Below are 18,228 nucleotides of genomic sequence, written 5' to 3' on the forward strand. Positions count from 1 at the left end.
GGGAACGGCGACTAGCGCCGCTCGGCACGGTCGCCGTGCGTCCGGGGAGTGTCCGCGCTGACCTCGAACGGGCTGCGCAACCTGGTCATCGCGTCCGAACTCACGTCGACCGTGGGCCGGTCGTCGACCGTCGGGTCACCCTCCGGCTGGTCGCCGAACGGGCTCGGGTCATGCAAGATCACACCGGTCAACATCTGCTCCAATGCTTGCGCTGACGCGCGGCTCTCCCGCTGGCGGACGCGGGCGGCCGGGAAGCGAACGGGATGGTACGAGAGCGGGGTGGAGAAGCGAGCGGGAGTGGATCCGGTCGATCGCCGGAGGTCGTCATCCGATCGCAGCGTGAGCGTACCCCGCCACCCCGACACGACTTCGGCGTACGGTCGGTGTCCTCTCTTCGACAGCGGGTAGAGTGGGAGTGCAGCCCGCCGGTCATCACCGCGACCTGCCTGATGTCGACCATCACGCGCCGCGACCGCACGGTCAGCGCCGTGCAGGGCGATTCCTTCCTTCCACGTTCGGAGACACTCCATGGCGGCACGCCGCCCCCGTAAGACGATCGATACCCCGGTAACCTCCTTCGCCGAACTCGGCGTACCCGGCCCGCTCGTGGCCGCGCTCGGCCGGGCGGGCATCACCGCCCCGTTCCCGATCCAGGCCGCGACCCTGCCGGACGCACTCGCCGGCCGGGACGTGCTCGGGCGGGGCAGGACCGGTTCCGGCAAGACCTACGCCTTCGCCATTCCGGTCCTCGCCCGGCTCGCCGCGTCGAAGACGCCCCGGCGCCCCGGCCGGCCGCGAGCGCTGATCCTGGCCCCCACCCGGGAACTGGCCACCCAGATCGAGGCGACGATCGCGCCCCTGGCCGAGGCGCTCTCACTGCGCACCCAGACCGTCTTCGGCGGGGTGAGCGCACGGCCCCAGGTGACCGCGCTGCGGGCCGGCGTCGACATCATGATCGCCTGCCCCGGGCGGCTGGCCGACCATGTCTCGACCGGTCAGGCGAGCCTCGACGCGGTCGAGATCACCGTGCTCGACGAGGCCGACCACATGGCCGACCTCGGCTTCCTGCCGGTGGTACGCCGGCTGCTCGACCGTACGCCGGCCGGCACCCAGCGGCTGCTCTTCTCCGCGACCCTGGACGCCGGTGTCGACGTCCTGGTCCGGCGTTACCTCACCAGCCCGGTCACGCACAGCGTCGACTCGGCGACGTCCCCGGTCGCCGCGATGACCCACCACGTCCTCCAGGTACGCCACGACGACCGGCTGCCGGTGCTGATCGACCTCGCTGCGGCCCCGGGGCGCACACTCGTCTTCACCCGTACCAAGCGGGGGGCCAAGCGGCTGACCAGCCAACTGGTCGCCTCGGGCATCCCGGCCGTGGAGTTGCACGGCAACCTGGCGCAGAACGCGCGTACCCGGAACCTGGCCGCGTTCTCCACCGGCGACGCCCGTACGCTCGTCGCCACCGACATCGCCGCGCGGGGCATCCACGTCGATGACGTGACCCTGGTGATCCACGCCGATCCGCCGGCCGAGCACAAGGCATATCTGCACCGGTCGGGTCGGACGGCCCGCGCGGGGGCCAGTGGCACCGTGGTCACTCTGATGACCGACGACCAGGTCGCCGATGTCCGGGACCTGACCCGGCAGGCGGGCATCAAGCCGACGATCACCCCACTGCGGCCCGGTCACGCGCTGCTGGCGGAACTCGCCCCGGGCGAGCGTCGGTTCACCGCCCCGCCGGTCCGGTCGGCGGCCAGCGCTGAGGCATCCGCTGGTGGTGGCTCCGCAGAGCGCGCCTGGTCGGGACGGGACGGCTCCGGTCGTGGCGGGTCGGGACGGGGCGGCTCCGGTCGTGGCGGGTCGGGACGGGGCGGCTCCGGTCGTGGCGGGTCGGGTCGTACGGGCGCCGGCCGGGCGGGAGCTGGCCACGACGGCGCGGGACGCGCGGGCGCGGGGCGTGACGGTGCTGGTCGTGACGGTACTGGTCGTGACGGTACTGGACGAGGGGAGTCCGGTCGTGACGGCGCCGCTCGCGGTGGTTCGGCACGGCATCGTTCGGCGCGTCGCGGAACCGGTCAAACGGGATCTGACCAGGCCGAATCGGGACGTCCCACTCAAGAGGCAGCAAAGCCGGCACGGAGTGTCGCCGCGTTCTCGGCCGGAAGTCGGCTGGGAGGTCGCGGCCGGCGTTGACCGCAGCCGGTCAGCACTGATCACGGCCGGCGGGTCTCGACCACAGCCGCCCGGCCTCGGCTACAGCCGGGCGGAAAGCCGCGGCCGGCGCTGACCGCACCCGTTCAGGGCACGGTCCGGCGCCGGCCGGAGCACGAGGGGAAGAGGTAACCAGCGGCGAGGACCGCTGGGCCCTGGTCCGGCATCGGGGGAGAATGCCGTCAGGATCGGATGGCGCGGGGCGATGTCCCGCCGCCCCGCGCGACCGCCGGGCCTTAGGCCCGGGGCGGCCCGTCGTAATCCGGTGCGACGTAAACCGGAAGGCGCTCGCCACCACCACGGGCGAACCGGCGGGTGTAGGTCACGTGACCGCCGGACTGCCGGGGAAGGGTCGAGGTCGGGTCGGCGGATTCGCCACCCTCGGTCGCCGTAACCGGCACTTTCAGGTACATCGGCAGCGAACGAGCCGCGGCCACTGCGCGTGCGGGTGTCACCTCATGGCGTTGGTCGTGCCACGGACCGCCAAGGAATAGGACCTTCATCCGCTTATCGTCTCCTGTTCCAGCCGTCGGCGCCTCATCCGTCGGTCCCGGAATCCGCGGCATCGGCGATACCCGTACGGTCCGGCGATCGAGAATACGCCACCGCCGCGACAAGGCGTCGGCCTCATCGCGGCGGCAGCGGCGTGCGGGGTCGGCTGGCCCGCACGGGTCACGGTTGACGCAGGTCAGCTAGGTGATGAGGTCGAATCGTTCCCAGGCGCCGATGGCGGCGCGGTTGGCGATCAGGGGTTGGGCTCCGGCGCCTTCGGCGGCGACGTACATGTTGTTGGCGGTGGCGCGGAGGCTGACACTGCCGTCGGTATTGTTGATGATTCGAAATGTTTCCCAGGTGCCGATGGTGGTCTTGTTGGCGACCAGTGGTGCCGTGCCGCCGTTCGCGGTGACGATGAGCCCGTTGGCTTTTGCACGTAGCGCGATGGTTCCGTTACCCGCGTCGAGACGGTCGAACTGTTCCCAGGTGCCGATGGCGGCCCGATTCGCGACCAGGGGTGCCGCCCCGGCGTTGTCGGCGGCGACGTACGAGTTGTTCACCCGCGCTTTCAGACTGATCACCGGAGTGGTCGGCGCGGCCGGGTTGAATTGCTCCACCCAGTAACGGGTCCGGTCCAGGTACGCCGTCTCCGCTGACACCCCGGTCCGCCCGTACGCGCCGGAGTAGGTCAGGTAGCCGTGCCCGGCGGGCGGGTTCGCGCTCGCGGGCTCGATGGTCGACCCCTCGTGCCACTCGTTGAACGAGGTGATCGATATCCAGTCGGGGCGGGTCGGCGTACCGAGAGCGTTACCCCACTGCCGGTCGTAGGCGGCGCCGTTGTCCCGGTTCACCGTCGGCGTGGTGTTGCCCGGCACGGCCCGGTCGTCGAGATATCCGGGGGCCACCGAGGGAGCCCAGACCAACCCGTTCGCCTCGCAGTACGCCGCCGCGTTCGCCCAGCCCGGCGCGGTCGCCCCGGCGATGCCGTCGTAGGTGTACATCCCGCCGAAGTTCGCCACCTTCGAGGTGTCGGTGGTCTGGGCGAGCACGATGTTGTTCGCCCGTACCTGCGCCAGGGCGGACCAGTCGGTGATCCGCAGGCTCTCGAAGACATAGAACGCCGGCCGGTTGCCGTTGGCGGTGTCCCGGTAGAAGGCCGGGCTGGAGCCGTACCGGGAGTTGATGTAGTTGATGTCGGCGACGGTGCTCGCCGCCGTCCGCCCGCTGTACGGTTCCAGGTGCCAGGCGACCCTGAGGCCGTACTGGGCGGCGGCGGTGAGCACCCGGGCGGTCAGGTTGTCCTCGTACGACCCCTGTCCCCACCAGCTGTAGACGATCGTGCCGACGCCGGCCTGGCTGATCCAGGCCATGTGCTGGTTGATCGTGTTGACGTCGCCCGAGTCGTACGCGCCCCGGGTCGGGTAGAAGTTCGCCCCGACGTCCTGCGGCGGGGTGTGGTTGCCCTGCTGCCAGTGTCGGTAGCTGCCGTTGACGGCCGGGCTGCCGTACCAGGAGTAGTAGAAGATGTGGACGTTCGAGGCGGGGGCGGCGAGTGCCGCCGCCGTCGGCGCCACGGTGACCGGCGGTGTTGCCGTCGCGGCCGGGCCGGGGGCGCCGGCGATCCCGGCTGCGGCGAGCAGCAGGGACGCCAGGGCGGTGCGCGCCCAGCGGTTGATCGGGTGCATGTCTTTCCTCCGTAGTCGCCGGGCCGGACCGGTGCGGGCGGTGGAACGCCCGCACCGGTCACGGGATCCCGACGGTCAGCTCGTGATCAGGTCGAATCGTTCCCAGGCGCCGATGGCGGCGCGGTTGGCGATCAGGGGTTGGGCTCCGGCGCCTTCGGCGGCGACGTACATGTTGTTGGCGGTGGCGCGGAGGCTGATGCTGCCGTCGGTGTTGTTGACAACCTGGAATCTCTCCCAGGTGCCGATGGTGGTCGCGTTGGCGATCAGGGGTGCGGTGCCGTTGGAGGCGCTCACGATGAGCCCGTTCGCCTTGGCGCGCAGCGCGATGGTGCCGTTGCCGGCGTCGAGGCGGTCGAACTGTTCCCAGGGGCCGATGGCGGCCCGGTTGGCGATCAGGGGTGCGGCGCCGGCGTTGTCGGCGGCGACGTACGAGGTGTTCACCCGCGCCCGCAGGCTGATCACCGTGGGCGTGGCGACCGTGCCGGTGACGAAGGTGAACGCGTCCACGTCGAACAGGTTGCCCTGCCCGGTGACCCCCTTGAACACGAGGTAGAGCGTCGTGCTGCCGGTCGGGACGTTGGAGAGGTTGGCGGTGACGTTGGTGAACGTGTCCCAGCCACCGGTCGGGGCCACCGCGACGCTGCCGAGCAGGGTGCCGGTGGTCGAGCCGGTGCGTACCTCGATGGTGCCGCCGACCCCGCCGGAGGAGACCCGGGCGGTGAACTGGGTGGCGTTGCCGAGCAGGTACGGCTGGTACGAGATCCAGTCACCGTTGTCGACGAAGCCGGCGGTCCGGCCCCCCTCGGCGGCGGCGTGGTCGGCGGTCTGGATGCCGGACTGGGCGCCGAAGTGCTCACCCTGCCGGTGCTTCGGTTGCAGGGTTCTGGTGCTGCGCGAGGTGAGCCCGCCGTTGTCGGTGTAGGCGGCGTCGAAGACGCCGAAGATGTTCGCGGCGGTGTCGTGCTCGCCGTCGACCGGCACCGTGATCGTCCCGGTGCAGCCGGTCTTGGAGGTGATCTGGTGGGCGTGACTGTCGTGGCCGAGGGAGTACGTCACCGTCACCCGGGCGCAGTTGATCGTGCCGTCCTCGGCGTCGCTGGCGCTGACCGTGAACGGGATCGTGTCACCGAAGGTGAACAACTGACCGTCGGCCGGCAGTTGCAGGTTCACCACCGGCGCCGTGTTGCCGACGGTGACCACCAGGCTCGCGGTGCCGGAGAGCCCGGTCGGGTCGGTGACCCGCAGCGTCGGGGTGAAGGTCCCGTTCGCGGTGTACGTCTTCGTCGGGTTCGCCGAGGTGGAGGTGGTGCCGTCGCCGAAGGTCCAGAGGTAGGAGAGGGCTCCACCCTCCGGGTCGGAGCTGCCGGCCGAGGAGAACGTCACGGTCAGCGGGTTCGGGCCGGAGGTGCGGTTCGCCGACGCGACCGCGACCGGGCTGCGGTTGCCGCCGCCGATGTACTCGACCCGGAACAGCGCCTGGTTGTTCGACCCGGTCCCGTAGTCGAGCACGTAGAGTGCCCCGTCCGGGCCGAAGGCCATGTCCATCACCTGCGTACCGGTCCACGGGAAGGCGGAGATCTCACCGGGGGTGCCGTTGGCGTTGACCGCGATCGCCTTGATCCAGCGGCGGCCGTACTCACCGGCGAAGAACTGGCCGTCGAGCGACTGCGGGAACTTGACCGGGGAGTTCAGCGACGCGTTGTAGCGGTAGACCGGTCCGCCCATCGGTGACTCCGAACCGCCGCCGAACTCCGGCGGCGACCCCGCGTCGCCGTACCTGATCCAGCTCGGCTTCGCCGGCGGCAGGGTGCTCTGGCCGGTGTTGCGGAACGAGTTGTTGGTCGGGCCGCCGGTGCAGTTGTACTTCGCCTGCGACGGGCCCGACGGGAAGGTGTACTCGTTGTACGTCTCGGCCGTGGTGTTGGTGCCGGTGCAGTACGGCCAGCCGTAGTTGCCCGGAGCCGTGATCCGGTTGAACTCGACCTGTCCGCCCGGTCCCCGGTTGGCGTCGCCGACACCGGCGTCCGGACCGTAGTCGCCGAGGTAGACGATTCCGGTGGGCTTGTCGACGCTCATCCGGAACGGGTTACGGAAGCCCATGGCGTAGATTTCCGGCCGGGTGTTGGCGGTTCCCGGGGCGAAGAGGTTGCCGGCCGGGATGGTGTACGTCCCGTCCGCCTGCGGCTTGATCCGGAGCACCTTGCCGCGCAGGTCGTTGGTGTTGCCCGAGGAACGCTGGGCGTCGAACTGCGGGTTGCGGTTGGTCCGTTCGTCGATCGGCGTGTACGAGTTGGACTCGAACGGGTTCGTGTCGTCGCCGGTGCTGAGGTAGAGGTTGCCGGCGGCGTCGAAGTCGATGTCTCCGCCGACGTGGCAGCACTGGCCCCGGTCGTTGTTGACCTGGAGCAGGATCCGCTCGCTGCCCGTGTTGAGCGTGTCGTCGGCGTTCAGGGTGAACCGGGACAGCCGCAGGTGTCCCTTCCACGGTTCGAAGTCGGCTGCCGTACCGGTGGTGGGGGCGTCACCACCGGGTGTGTTCAGGGTCGGGGAGTAGTACAGGTAGATGAAGCGGTTGCTGGCGAAGTTGGGGTCGGCGGCAACGCCCTGCAACCCCTCCTCGTCGTGGGTGTAGACCGGCAGGGTGCCGGCGACCTTGGTGTTGCCGGCGGCGTCGGTCACCCGCACGGTGCCGTTGCGGGCGGTGTGCACCACCGAGCGGTTCGGCAGCACCGCCAGGGACATGGCTTCGCCGATCTCGGCGGAACCGGTGGCGAGCGGAACCTGCTGGTAGTCGGCGGCGGGGATGACCACGGCCTGGGCCGCGCTCGGCGCGGCGGCCACGGCGAGCGCTGTGCTCGCCGCGGCGACCGTGGCCGCGACGAGCAGGCGCGACCAGCGATGACGGGTGGGGGACATCGGCTTCCTTTCGGGGTGGCGCGGGGCGGGGGAGGAGCGGGTCAGGCGCCGTAGACCTCGAACTCCCAGAGCGAGTAGCCGTACGGGGTCAGGGCCCGCTGGGTGCCGTAGACCCGGACGTGGCGGCCGGTGCCGGTGAGCGTGATGTCGTCGATCCCGCCGTCGGAGGTGGTGGTCGAGTAGACGGTGGTCCAGGTGCTGTTGTCGGGCGAGGTCTGGATCTGGTACGCCCGCCCGTACGCCGCTTCCCAGTTGAGCCGGACGCGGCTCAGCGAGCGGGTGGCGCCGAGGTCGACCGAGATCCACTGCGGGTCGGCGTAGGCGCTGCCCCAGCGGGTCGCGGTGTTGCCGTCGACCGCGTTGGCGGCCACGTGCGCGCTGCCGGGCTCGACACTGGAGGTGGCGGTCGGTCGGCCCGAGGAGAGCAGCGTCGGGGTGCCGGTGACCGGGGTGCCGTAGACGTTGAGGTCCCAGAGCGAGTAACCCCAGGCGGTGCCCCGCGCGGTGCCGTTCACCCGGACGTAGCGCCCGGTGCCGGTGAGCGTCAGGTCGTCCACGCCCCCGTCGGAGGTGGTGGTCGAGTAGACGGTGGTCCAGGTGCTGTTGTTCGGCGAGGTCTGGATCTGGTACGCCCGCCCGTACGCCGCTTCCCAGTTGAGCCGGACCCGGTTAAGCGCGTAGGTGGCGCCAAGGTCGACGGAGATCCACTGCGGGTCGGCGTGCGCGCTGCCCCAGCGGGTGCCACTGTTGCCGTCGACCGCGTTGGCGGCCACGTGCGGGCTGCCGGGCTCGACGCTGGAGGTGGCGGTCGGCTTGCCCTGGGCGAGGTCGGTGGTGGGAGGCTGCGGCGGATTGCCACCGTCGGTCTTGATCCGGATGTTGCGGTAGTTGATGTCCATCCCGGCGCCGTCGTTCTGCACGCCGATGTAGCCGTTGGCGATGTTCCGGGTACTGGTGTAGTCGTTGATCTTCACGCCGTTGAGCCAGATCTCCACCCGCTGCCCGTGTACGCCGATCTCGTACGTGTTCCACGAGCCGGGCGGGTTCAGGGCGGCGGCCCGCGCGGCGGTGTCCGGCGCCCGGAAGCTGTAGACGCTGCCGGTGGTCCGGGACGGGTCGGCGTCGGTCGCGTCGATCTGGATCTCGTGGCCCGCGTCGACCGGCTGCCACGGGTCGCCCTGCGGGTCGGGGAAGCCGATGAAGACGCCGCCGTTGTCGTCGCCCGGCATCATCCAGTCGAGCTTCAGCGAGTAGTTGGCGAAGGTGCGGACCGGATACCAGAGCAGGCCCATGCCGCCGTTGGAGGTGAGCGTCCCGTCGGCCAGGGTGAAGCCGCCGGGCCCGGCCTGCCGCCACTGGTTCAAACTCGCCTGGGTGCCGTCGAAGAGCGCGGTGTAGCCGACCTCCGGCCGGCAGTCCGCCGGCTTCGCCCCGGCCGCGATCTGGATGCCACCGAGCAGCATCCGGGTGAAGTTCGCCTCGGTGTAGGTCTGCTCGGTGTGGCCGAGCCCGGTGTACCAGGCCCGCCCGCCGCCGTAGTTCTGGCACCAGGTGATCGGGTGGTCACCGTTCATCGTGCCGCCGCTGTACGACGACTCGTCCAGGTTGGACAGGACCTTCACGTTCGCCCGGGGGTTGGCGCGGTAGTTGTACCACTCGTCGGTGCGGGTCCAGTTCTGCGGCAGGTGGGCGGTGGAGACGTTCGACCGGTCCTCGGTGCGTACGGTCGCCTGCTGCGTCGCCGGGTGCGAGTTGAAGTAGCCACCGACCAGGCCGCCGTACCAGGCCCAGTCGTACTCGGTGTCGGCGGCGGCGTGCACCCCGACATAGCCGCCGCCCGCGGCGATGTACGCCTGGAACGCGTTCTGCTGCGCCGGGTCGAGTACGTCGCCGGTGGTGGAGAGCCAGACCACGGCCTGGTACTGGGCGAGGTTGGCGGTGGTGAACTGGCCGGCGTCCTCGGTCGCGGTGACGGTGAAGCCGTTCGTGGTGCCGAGTTGTTGGATCGCGGCGATGCCGTTGGGGATGGACGAGTGGCGGAACCCCGCGGTCTTGGAGAAGACCAGCACCTTGGTCAGGGGTGCCGCCGACGCGGGGGTACTCACCCCGACCAGGGCGGCGGCGGCGACCAGAGTGAGGCTCAGGGCCGTGGAGAGCGCACGGATGCGCATGGGTGTGCTCCTTCGCGCAAGGACTGGCGGGCAGGTGGGAGGGGGCGCCGGCCCCGGGCGGGGTGGCCCCGCCCGGGGTTCGTGGCGTGGGCGCGCTAGCTGGCGACCAGGTGGAACTTCTCCCAGGGGCCGATCGCGGCACGGTTGGCGATGAGCGCCTCCGCGCCGCCGTTCTCGGCGGTCACGTAACTGTTGTTCACCGTGGCCCGGAAGCTCACCGTGCCGTCCGGGTTGTCGATCCGGGCGAACGTCTCCCACGAACCGGCCGCCGCACGGTTGGCGACCAACGCGCCCGCGCCGGCGTTCTCGGCGCAGACGAACATCGAGTTCGCCCGTGACCTCAGCGCCACGTTGCCGGAACCGAGGCTGACCAGGTCGAACTGCTGGGCGGCGCCGACGGTGGCCGAGTTGGCGATCAGCGGCGCGCTGCCGGCGGTGACGTACTGACCGTTGGCCTCGGCCCGGATGGCGGTGCCGCCGGTGGCCGGTGGGGGTGTGCCGCCGGTCAGGATCCGCAGCGCGTCGACCATGCCGACCGAGGTCGCCTTGTTGACGATCCGGATGGTGTGCGAACCGTTCGCCAGGCCGGTCTTGCTGTAGACCACCGCCTGGGCCTGCCGTGCCCCACTGACGTAGAGGTTCACGTTGGCCTGGAACACGTTGTCGATGTAGACGTCGACGTTGCCCATGTCACCGTTGCGTTCGGAGAGGTACTCCACCCCGGTGCCGGTGAAGGTGTACGACGCGGTTGCCCCGACGGTGTTGGTGTGGTGGGTGTCGTCGTTGTAGTCGCCGTACCCGCGCGCGGTGGTCAGGTGCCAGTTTGCGTCGTAGGTGAGCAGGGTGTTGTTCACCAGCCCGCCGCCGCCCGGACCGCCGAGGCCGAGCGTCGAAGCCGTGTTGAGCAGGGACTTGGCGCCCTGGTTGGCGGTCCCGGTGAGGGTGGTCGAGCTGTAGTTGGCCAGCGGCTTCGCGGTCCGCTCCACCACGTACACCGCGTTCGCCGCGGTGGCGAAGCTGATCTCGCCGGCCGAGCTGGTCGTCAGGATGGCGTTGTCCGACGTACGCCGGACCCGAACCTCCTGGGTGCCCCACGGGTTGACCACCCGGGCCTGCTTGCCGTACAGGCTCCTGATCCCGACGTACTTGGTCTCGTTCGCCTCGCGCTCCGAGCTGACCAGGAAACCGTCCTTGGCCAGCAGGGTGAACTTGCCGACGAAGCCCGACGGGATCGCCGGGAAGACCCGGATCCTGTCGTTGTAGCTCTGCATCAGCGACTCGTTCATCGCCGCCAGGTGGATGCCGAGGTATTCGAAGACCCCGTTGGTGTTGTTGGTCATGCCGTTGGGATAGTTCTGGTACTTCTGCAACATCGTCCGCATGCCCTGGAACGCCTGGTCGGCCAGGCCGAGCCGCGCCGCGTGCACGTGGTCGTTGGCCCAGACGTTGCCGTACGGGTGCGGGCGGACGTTGAACGTGTTGATCGCGGTCTGCTGGTCCGGGTAGCCGATGCCGGTCAGGTCGTAGGGCCAGACCAGTTCCAGCGCGACGTTCTCGCCGTTGCGGGTGGGTGAGGTCGGCGGGTCGTGTGGCAGGTAGGCGCCGTTGGAGATCTGGTACGGCACCAGGTTGTTGACGATGTTCTGCCAGTTCGCCCGCAGTCCGCTGTCGAGCCCGAGCTGGTTGCTGACCGCGATGGTGAGCGGGAAGAGCAGCCGTACGGCGGCCAGGTCGGTGATCGCGTTCTTGACGTCCCAGTACGTCTCGTGGGCGTTGGAGCTGGCCATGTAGTAGCGGCCGTTGCCGTCGACCGAGAGCCGGTCCTCGTAGAACTTCACCGCTTCCCGCATGTACGGGTACGCCGTGTTGCGCAGGTAGTTCTCGTCGTTGGTGTACCGGTACTGCAGGTACATGTTGTACGCGGCCTCGGTACCGGTCGAGTAGAGGTCGTTGACGTAGTCGCTGTTGATCGTTCCGCGCGCGTTGCCGTCCCAGCCCATGGTCTCCGGCACCCAGAGCCCGTCGCTGCCGTACCGGGTCGTCGTGTACGACTTCAGCGCGGCGTAGTTGCGACTGTAGAGCCGGTTGAACCCGCCCATCAGCTCGGTGTGGTTGGACGCGTAGAACGAGTTGTAGACGTCGCGCTGGTTCCAGTACCAGTAGCCGTTGCTCCACTTGCTCTGGTCCTGGGTCGCCCGGAACACCCCGTTGATGAAGTGCAGCGGATAGTTGCCGTAGCCACCGGCGGCGATCATGTACGTCGCGAGGTAGTAGGCGTTCTCCAGGTAGTCGGCGTCACCGGCCGAGTTGGAGTACTGGACGAACGACTTCTCCCAGAACGCGTGCCACCAGTTGCGGTAGTTGTTCAGCGTGGTCGCGTACCCGGTGCTCTTGACCGACGCGAGTTGGTTGCGGGCCTGGGTGACCGAGTTGAGGCCGGGGGAGTTGATCCGGCTGGCCGCGGTGAACCAGATCGTGTAGCTGGCGGTCGGGGTGATGTTCAACCGCACCTGCCGGCCGTTGACGACCTGCGAGGTGTAGCTCGCCCCCTCGACGGTGGCGGCCAGGGTGTAGCCGAAGTTGTTCGGATCGGTCTGGCCCCGGCTGATCCCGACCCCGGTCGCGTCGGCGAACGTGGAGTATGTGCGCCACGTGTTCAGGTCCGGCACGTCGGCGATGTTCTGCACGGTGTTCGGGTCCCAGAGGCTCAGGTCGAGCCCGATGCTGGTGACGCCCGGTCGGGTGTCCTCGACGTGGATGCCCATGACCTCGGAGTTCGGCGAGCCCATGACGGTGACCGTGCGGTTGCTGTCGTACTTCGTGGCGAGCGTGCCGTCGTAGAGCGAGAGCCGCTGCTGGAACGTGGTGTACCCGGTGTCCATCTGCGGGTTGCTGAACAGGTTGACGTTGCCCGCGGCATACGTCGACTGCTGCGACAGGTCCACTCCGGAGACCTGCATCGTCAGACCGTTCTGGTTCCACGCCATCGCGCCGGTGCGCCCATTGCCGACCGTGAGGCCGTGCAGCGGGTTGGTGTTCGGGCGGTTGTAGACGATGTCGTGCTTGGACAGGTAGTTGGCGTAGTTGACGTTGAGCGCCCCGGTGCCGGAGTTGAAAGCGGCGTCGGTGGGTGACGCCTGCGCGGGGCTGCTCTCGCCGCTGACCGCCAGGCTGACCAGGAGCAGGGCGGCGGCGGCAATGCGGGTCGGCGTGCTCATCTTCATCGACACGATCCCCTCTAGATCGCTCGAACCGATGAGTCTCGTGCCACGGGACGCGGGTGCGACCGTGCACTCCCCATCCGCCGAAGTGGGGAGCTACCACGAGACTGTGATGTGTGAGTGCGCTGGGCGCACGCGGCCGGAAGGTCCGACCTTGTTGTCCACCGGACTCACGTCTGTCACATGCAGTTAACATCGGATGTCTTTGCTAGTCAATCCTTGACTGTCGATGTTTTGTCGGCCCAGGTCAGGCCCTTGAGAGGGCCGGGATGCCGATGATCCTCGGTAGTGGAACCGGTACCGCAAGCCATCTGGGCGGTCTACCGGTATCCATCGCCGTGATGGTGGGAGCTGGTCGACGGACGCACATACATCCGATGACGTGGCCGGGTTGGCGCTGGTGCCCTTCGAGGACGGGCTACGGCGTCCAGCGGACCCGGGGCGCTTCCGTCGCGGACCCGTCCCGGCTAGCGTCCGCCGGATCCACGCCCGCCGGGTCGCCCGCCGTCTGATGCCGGCGCTCCACCGTGGAACGGATCCGCGTGTGCGACGCACGGGAGCGGTGCCGGACGTACCACACGTGCGCGCTCGCGCCACCGGCCAGCACCAGCGCACCGCAGGTGACCGCGAGCCACCACGCGGCACCGAGGTGCCGTACGCCAAGCCCGGTGGCGAGCGCCAGCAGGGCGCTGTTCACCAGTCCGATCGTGCCCGAGAGGCCGACCGCGTCCCGTAGCCACGGTCCGCCCGGCGGACGCCCCTGGTAGACACCCTCGTCGTCCAGCGTCGGCATGACGACGTACGGGCCGAGTTCGGGTGCCCGCCGGACGAGATAGGTACGGATCGAGTCGATCGCCACCGCGTAGAGCCGGGCGCGGTTCGTGAACTCGACCTGGCGTACGAAGATGGTCAGCCCGAGCAGCAGCACCAGGGCGCCGATCCCCGCCACCGCGCTGGTGGTGGCCGTACCGCCGCCGCCGGTGACCAGGGCACCCGCCACCGCGGTCGCGGCCGAGGTCACCACCAGGAAGAAGTTGAACCGGGCGGTGGCCTGGTCGTTGCTCGCCCGGCGCGCCTCGCGCAGGTGCTCGTACTCGGCCAGCGCCACGGTCAACGCGGTATCCGGATCCTCGGCCATGACCACTTCCTTCGATCGGCGACCGGGGCGAGCCTAGCGGTCCGGTCCGGGGCGGAACGGGCCGTGCAGTGCCGCCCACTGCACCAGCATGATTGTTTTGGCGTCGACGATCCCCCCGGTCCGAACCAGCTCCAGTGCCTCGTCGAACGGCAACTCGACGACCTCGATCTCCTCACCCTCGTCGGCGCGCCCGCCACCGGCGGAGCGTCGGGTGTCGACGCCGTACCGGGCCGCGTAGCAGTGCAGGCGCTCGGTGACCGATCCAGGGCTGGTGTACGCGTCGAAGACGTGGTGCAGTTCGCCGATCCGGTGACCGGTCTCCTCGGCCGTCTCCCGGCGGGCCGCCCGCTCCGGGTCGTCCGCGTCGAGCAGCCCGGCAGCGGTTTCCAGCAGCATTCCGTTGGAATGACCGTTGACGTACGCCGGGAAGCGGAACTGCCGGGTCAGCAGCACCGTACGCCGGTCCGGGTCGTAGAGGAGCACGGTCGCGCCGTTGCCGCGGTCGTAGGTCTCCCGTTGCTGGCTGCTCCAGGTGCCGTCGCGGTGCTGGAAGTCGAACGTGGTGCGCCGCAGCACGTACCAGTCGCTGGACAGGAGCGTGACGTCGCGGACCCGTACCCGGGGATTGCCGTCGAGGTCGCGGCCGACGCGGTCGAGACCGGTCCGGCCACGACGGTCCGGGGTGGAAAGACCGGCGGTCACGCTGCGGCCGGGATCTGGTCGAGATCCTGGTAGACCGCCTTGCCGGCCCGCCGGGCCAGGTCGACCATGGCGTCCGCGCCGGCCGACGGACCGCCGACCCGCAGCACCGCGTCACAGCGGGCGAGCAACCGCTCCGCGTACGGGTGGAAGACCGCGGTGAACGGTGCGTCGCCGGTCCGGGTGGAGCCGGCGAGGGTGGCGAGCGGCAGCGCGAGGTCCTCTCCGGTGACCGGCAGGTGCCCGCGTTGGAACAACGGCAGCGCGACCGCGTGCATCGCGGCCACGTTCGCCGCCAGTTTCGCCGGGTCGTCCCCGGTGCCCGACCGGTACGGGCCGGCGACCAGGATCATCAGCGGACGCGGGGCGGCGCTGGGCGGAGCAGTGGACATGATTGTCCCTTTCGGTGCGACGATCAGGCGAGGTGGATCTCGGTGCCGGCCGCGCGCAACGCGGTCAGGGTCTCGGGGCCGAGCGGGTGGGTGGCCTCGTCGGCTGCGGCGCGGTCGGTGACGAACTGCCCGGCCGCGTCGAGCCCGGCGATCCGGCTGAACGCCCGGGTGCCGAGTTTGGTCGCGTCCGCGACGGCGACGGTCCGCCCGGATCGCTCCAACGCCACCTGCTTCACGGCCGCGTCCTCGAGTGAGAACTCGGAGTAGCCGTCCTCGGCGTGCACTCCGCCGAGCGAGAGCACGAAGCAGTCGAAGGCCAGGTCGCGCAGGGCCCGCAGGGTGAGCTGGCCGACCATCGAGCCCTCGGCCGGCCGAGGTTCGCCGCCGATCACCAGGAGCCGGATGCCGGGCTGGTCGACCAGTTGCGCCGCCGCCTGCAGACTCAGTACCCCGACCGTGAGTGGGGCCAGCAGCCGCAGGTGCGTCGCCACGTGCACGGTGGTGGTGCCGGCGTCGAGCAGGACCGTCTCGCCCGGACGGACCAGCGCCGCCGTGGCGGCACCGATCCGGTCCTTGGTCGCCGACTGCCAGGCGGCTCGCGCGGCGAAGCCCGACTCGGCGGCGACCGGCCGGACCGCGACGGCGGCGCCACGCACCCGTTGCACCAGGCCCTGTTGTTGTAGTGCGTCCAGGTCCCGGCGGGCGGTCATCTCCGACACACCGAGCCGGGTGGCGAGTTCGGGCACGGCGATCCGACCGGCCGCCTGGACCAGGCGCAGGGTCACGTCCAAGCGATCAGCGATGGGCACGGCCCATTTATACCATCGGCCTGTTCGAAATGTGAAAACTGTGTTCGCAGAGGGTTGCTCGGCTGGCCGGGTCGGCTCAGGACGCGCCGCCCGATTCCACGTATTCCCGCAGGTGTCGGGCGGTGAGCGTGTCACCGCTCGCGACGAGGTCGGCGGGCGTGCCGGTGAAGACCACCCGGCCACCGTCCTGCCCCGCGCCCGGACCGAGATCGATCACCCAGTCGGCGTGCGCCATCACGGCCTGGTGGTGCTCGATCACGATCACCGTGTTGCCGTCGTCGACCAGCCGGTCCAGCAGCGCCAGCAACGTGTCCACGTCGGCCAGGTGCAGCCCGGTGGTCGGCTCGTCCAGGACGTACGTGGTGGCCTTCTCGGCCATCTGGATGGCCAGCTTCAACCGCTGCCGCTCGCCCCCGGAGAGCGTGGTGAGCGGTTGCCCCAAGCCGAGGTAGCCCAGACCGGTGTCGGTGAGCCGGTCGAGGATCGCCCGCGCCGCCCCGTTGCCGAAGAAGTCACGCGCCTGGGACACCGACATCGCCAGCACCTCGCTGATGTCCTTGCCCCGCAGCTTGTGGGTGAGCACCGCCGGGGTGAACCGCTTTCCCTCGCACTGCTCGCAGACCGTGGCGACCCCCGCCATCATCGCCAGGTCGGTGTAGACCAGACCGATCCCCTTGCAATTCGGGCAGGCACCCTCGGAGTTCGCGCTGAACAGGGCCGCCTTGACCCCGTTGGCCTTGGCGAAGGCGGCCCGGATCGGGTCGAGCAGGCCGGTGTAGGTGGCCGGGTTGCTGCGCCGCGACCCCCGGATGGGGGACTGGTCCACCACGGCCACCCCGGCGCGGCGCGGCAGCGAACCGTGGATCAGCGAACTCTTGCCCGACCCGGCGACCCCGGTCACCACGGTCAGCACGCCCAGCGGGATGTCGACGTCGACGTCCTTGAGGTTGTGCAGCCGGGCGCCGGTGATGCGCAACTGGCCGTGTGGTTGACGGACCCGCTCCCGCAGGCGGGCCCGGTGTCCCAGGTGCCGCCCGGTGAGTGTCCCGGAGCGCCGCAGTCCCGCCACGTCGCCGGTGTAGCAGATCCGCCCGCCGGCCGATCCCGCTCCCGGCCCCAGATCGACCACGTGATCGGCGATCTTGATCACCTCCGGCTTGTGCTCGACCACGAGCACGGTGTTGCCCTTGTCCCGGAGCCGGATCAGCAGGTCGTTCATCCGCGCGATGTCGTGCGGGTGCAGGCCGACGGTGGGTTCGTCGAAGACGTACGTGACGTCGGTCAGGCTGGAGCCGAGGTGGCGGACCATCTTCACCCGTTGCGCCTCCCCGCCGGAGAGGGTGCCGGACTCCCGGTCCAGGCTGAGGTAACCCAGACCGATCTCGACCAGCGAGTCCAGGGTGTGGCGCAGGGTGCCGACCACCGGCCGTACCGAGGCGTCCTCGATGCCGGCGACGAACCGGGCCAGGTCGCTGATCTGCATGGCCGAGCACTCGGCGATGTTGCGGCCGTCGATCGTCGAACCCAGTGCCGCCGCGTTCAGTCGGGCTCCGCCGCACGCCGGGCAGCCGGTGAAGGTGACGGCCCGGTCCATGAACGCCCGGATGTGCGGCTGCATCGACTCGCGTTCCTTGGCGAGGTAGAGCCGTTGCACCTTGACCAGCAGACCTTCGTACGTGGTGTTGAAGGTGCCCTGCTTGATCTTCGTGGCGGGTTTGTGGAGGAAGTCCTCCCACTGTTGCGGGGTGTAGTCCTTCAGCTTGACGTCGGGGTCGAAGAGCCCCGACTGGGCCATGGTCTGCCAGTACCAGGAACCGACGGCGAAGTTCGGTGCGGTGATCGCCCCCTCGTTGAGGGTCCGCTCGACGTCGACCAACGCGTTGACATCGATGGTCGAGACCCGACCGATCCCCTCGCACGTCACACACATGCCCTCGGCGCTGTTGAAGCTGAACGCGGTCGAGGTGCCGACGTGCGGGGCGCCGAGGCGGCTGAAGATGATCCGGAGCATGGTGTGGGCGTCGGTCGCCGTGCCGACCGTGGAGCGGGAGTTGGCTCCCATCCGTTCCTGGTCGACCACGATCGCCGCGCTCAGGTTGTGGAGCGCGTCGACGTCCGGCCGGCTCTGGCTCGGCATGAACGACTGGACGAAAGCGGTGTACGTCTCGTTGATCAATCGTTGCGATTCGGCGGCGATGGTGCCGAAGACAAGAGAGGACTTTCCCGATCCGGAGACCCCGGTGAAAACCGTGAGTCGACGTTTCGGTATGTCCAGCGACACGTCGGCGAGGTTGTTTTCCCGGGCGCCCCGCACCTCGATCACCTCGTGGCTGTCGGCCGCGTGCCGAGTGTCGCTCTCACCTCGCTGACCAGGGGTGACCTCGGTTGTGGGTCGGTCGTCGCGCGGATCGCCATCGGCCAGCAGCAGTCCGCCGTCCGGCCCGTTGCCGTTTCCCGACAGGTGGCTGACGTGCTCGGAGCCCATACC

10 protein-coding genes and 1 pseudogene are annotated in these 18,228 nt (G+C 69.7%); 1 reads left to right on the top strand and 10 read right to left on the bottom strand.

The annotated features are described in order from the left end of the window. Positions 1-11 precede the first annotated feature (11 nt). Complete coding sequence (locus tag ACIBF5_RS11475; RefSeq protein WP_396810540.1) at positions 12-182, bottom strand: hypothetical protein; 171 nt, start codon at positions 180-182, stop codon at positions 12-14. 346 nt (positions 183-528) lie between these two features. Between ACIBF5_RS11475 and ACIBF5_RS11480 the strand changes: the two are divergent. Continuing rightward, a pseudogene (locus ACIBF5_RS11480) lies at positions 529-1,911 on the top strand (DEAD/DEAH box helicase); the annotation flags it as partial. A 995-nt stretch (positions 1,912-2,906) separates the two neighbouring features. On the opposite strand, the gene ACIBF5_RS11485 reads toward ACIBF5_RS11480, so the two are convergent. The 9 genes from ACIBF5_RS11485 to ACIBF5_RS11525 form a co-directional block, all read right to left on the bottom strand. After that, the gene (locus ACIBF5_RS11485; RefSeq protein WP_396810542.1) at positions 2,907-4,394 is read right to left on the bottom strand and encodes a hypothetical protein; all 1,488 of its coding nucleotides are present in this window, start codon (positions 4,392-4,394) and stop codon (positions 2,907-2,909) included. A gap of 75 nt (positions 4,395-4,469) precedes the next feature. Then, a complete protein-coding gene (locus ACIBF5_RS11490; RefSeq protein WP_396810543.1) occupies positions 4,470-7,310 on the bottom strand; it encodes a PQQ-dependent sugar dehydrogenase in 2,841 nt (946 codons plus the stop codon). Between the two features lie 41 nt (positions 7,311-7,351). Further along, positions 7,352-9,481 carry a ThuA domain-containing protein gene (locus ACIBF5_RS11495; protein ID WP_396810545.1) on the bottom strand — a complete coding sequence of 710 codons (2,130 nt, stop codon included), beginning with the start codon at positions 9,479-9,481 and terminating at the stop codon, positions 7,352-7,354. Positions 9,482-9,576: 95 nt separating this feature from the next. Next, positions 9,577-12,705, bottom strand: coding sequence for a glycosyl hydrolase family 95 catalytic domain-containing protein (locus ACIBF5_RS11500; protein WP_396810547.1), 3,129 nt, complete (start codon positions 12,703-12,705; stop codon positions 9,577-9,579). Between the two features lie 415 nt (positions 12,706-13,120). Then, positions 13,121-13,840, bottom strand: a complete 720-nt coding sequence (locus tag ACIBF5_RS11505; RefSeq protein ID WP_396810549.1) for a hypothetical protein — start codon at positions 13,838-13,840, stop codon at positions 13,121-13,123. A 33-nt stretch (positions 13,841-13,873) separates the two neighbouring features. Further along, positions 13,874-14,542, bottom strand: a complete 669-nt coding sequence (locus ACIBF5_RS11510) for an NUDIX domain-containing protein (protein ID WP_396810552.1) — start codon at positions 14,540-14,542, stop codon at positions 13,874-13,876. Further along, on the bottom strand, positions 14,539-14,931 hold the full coding sequence (locus tag ACIBF5_RS11515; RefSeq protein ID WP_396810555.1) for a DUF4406 domain-containing protein: 393 nt from the start codon (positions 14,929-14,931) through the stop codon (positions 14,539-14,541). The genes ACIBF5_RS11510 and ACIBF5_RS11515 overlap by 4 nt, the downstream gene beginning before the upstream one ends. A gap of 23 nt (positions 14,932-14,954) precedes the next feature. Further along, positions 14,955-15,740, bottom strand: a complete 786-nt coding sequence (locus ACIBF5_RS11520; RefSeq protein ID WP_396810557.1) for a DeoR/GlpR family DNA-binding transcription regulator — start codon at positions 15,738-15,740, stop codon at positions 14,955-14,957. 76 nt (positions 15,741-15,816) lie between these two features. Further along, a complete protein-coding gene (locus ACIBF5_RS11525; protein ID WP_396810559.1) occupies positions 15,817-18,225 on the bottom strand; it encodes an ATP-binding cassette domain-containing protein in 2,409 nt (802 codons plus the stop codon). Positions 18,226-18,228 lie beyond the last annotated feature (3 nt).

Source organism: Micromonospora sp. NPDC050417 (genome assembly GCF_044458865.1).
GTDB lineage: Bacteria > Actinomycetota > Actinomycetes > Mycobacteriales > Micromonosporaceae > Micromonospora_G.

Coding starts and splice junctions, on each gene's coding strand:
- ACIBF5_RS11490 (WP_396810543.1), bottom strand. CDS start 7,310: ATGTCCCCCACCCGTCATCGCTGGTCGCGCCTGCTCGTCGCGGCCACG.
- ACIBF5_RS11495 (WP_396810545.1), bottom strand. CDS start 9,481: ATGCGCATCCGTGCGCTCTCCACGGCCCTGAGCCTCACTCTGGTCGCC.
- ACIBF5_RS11485 (WP_396810542.1), bottom strand. CDS start 4,394: ATGCACCCGATCAACCGCTGGGCGCGCACCGCCCTGGCGTCCCTGCTG.
- ACIBF5_RS11500 (WP_396810547.1), bottom strand. CDS start 12,705: ATGAAGATGAGCACGCCGACCCGCATTGCCGCCGCCGCCCTGCTCCTG.
- ACIBF5_RS11505 (WP_396810549.1), bottom strand. CDS start 13,840: ATGGCCGAGGATCCGGATACCGCGTTGACCGTGGCGCTGGCCGAGTAC.
- ACIBF5_RS11515 (WP_396810555.1), bottom strand. CDS start 14,931: ATGTCCACTGCTCCGCCCAGCGCCGCCCCGCGTCCGCTGATGATCCTG.
- ACIBF5_RS11525 (WP_396810559.1), bottom strand. CDS start 18,225: ATGGGCTCCGAGCACGTCAGCCACCTGTCGGGAAACGGCAACGGGCCG.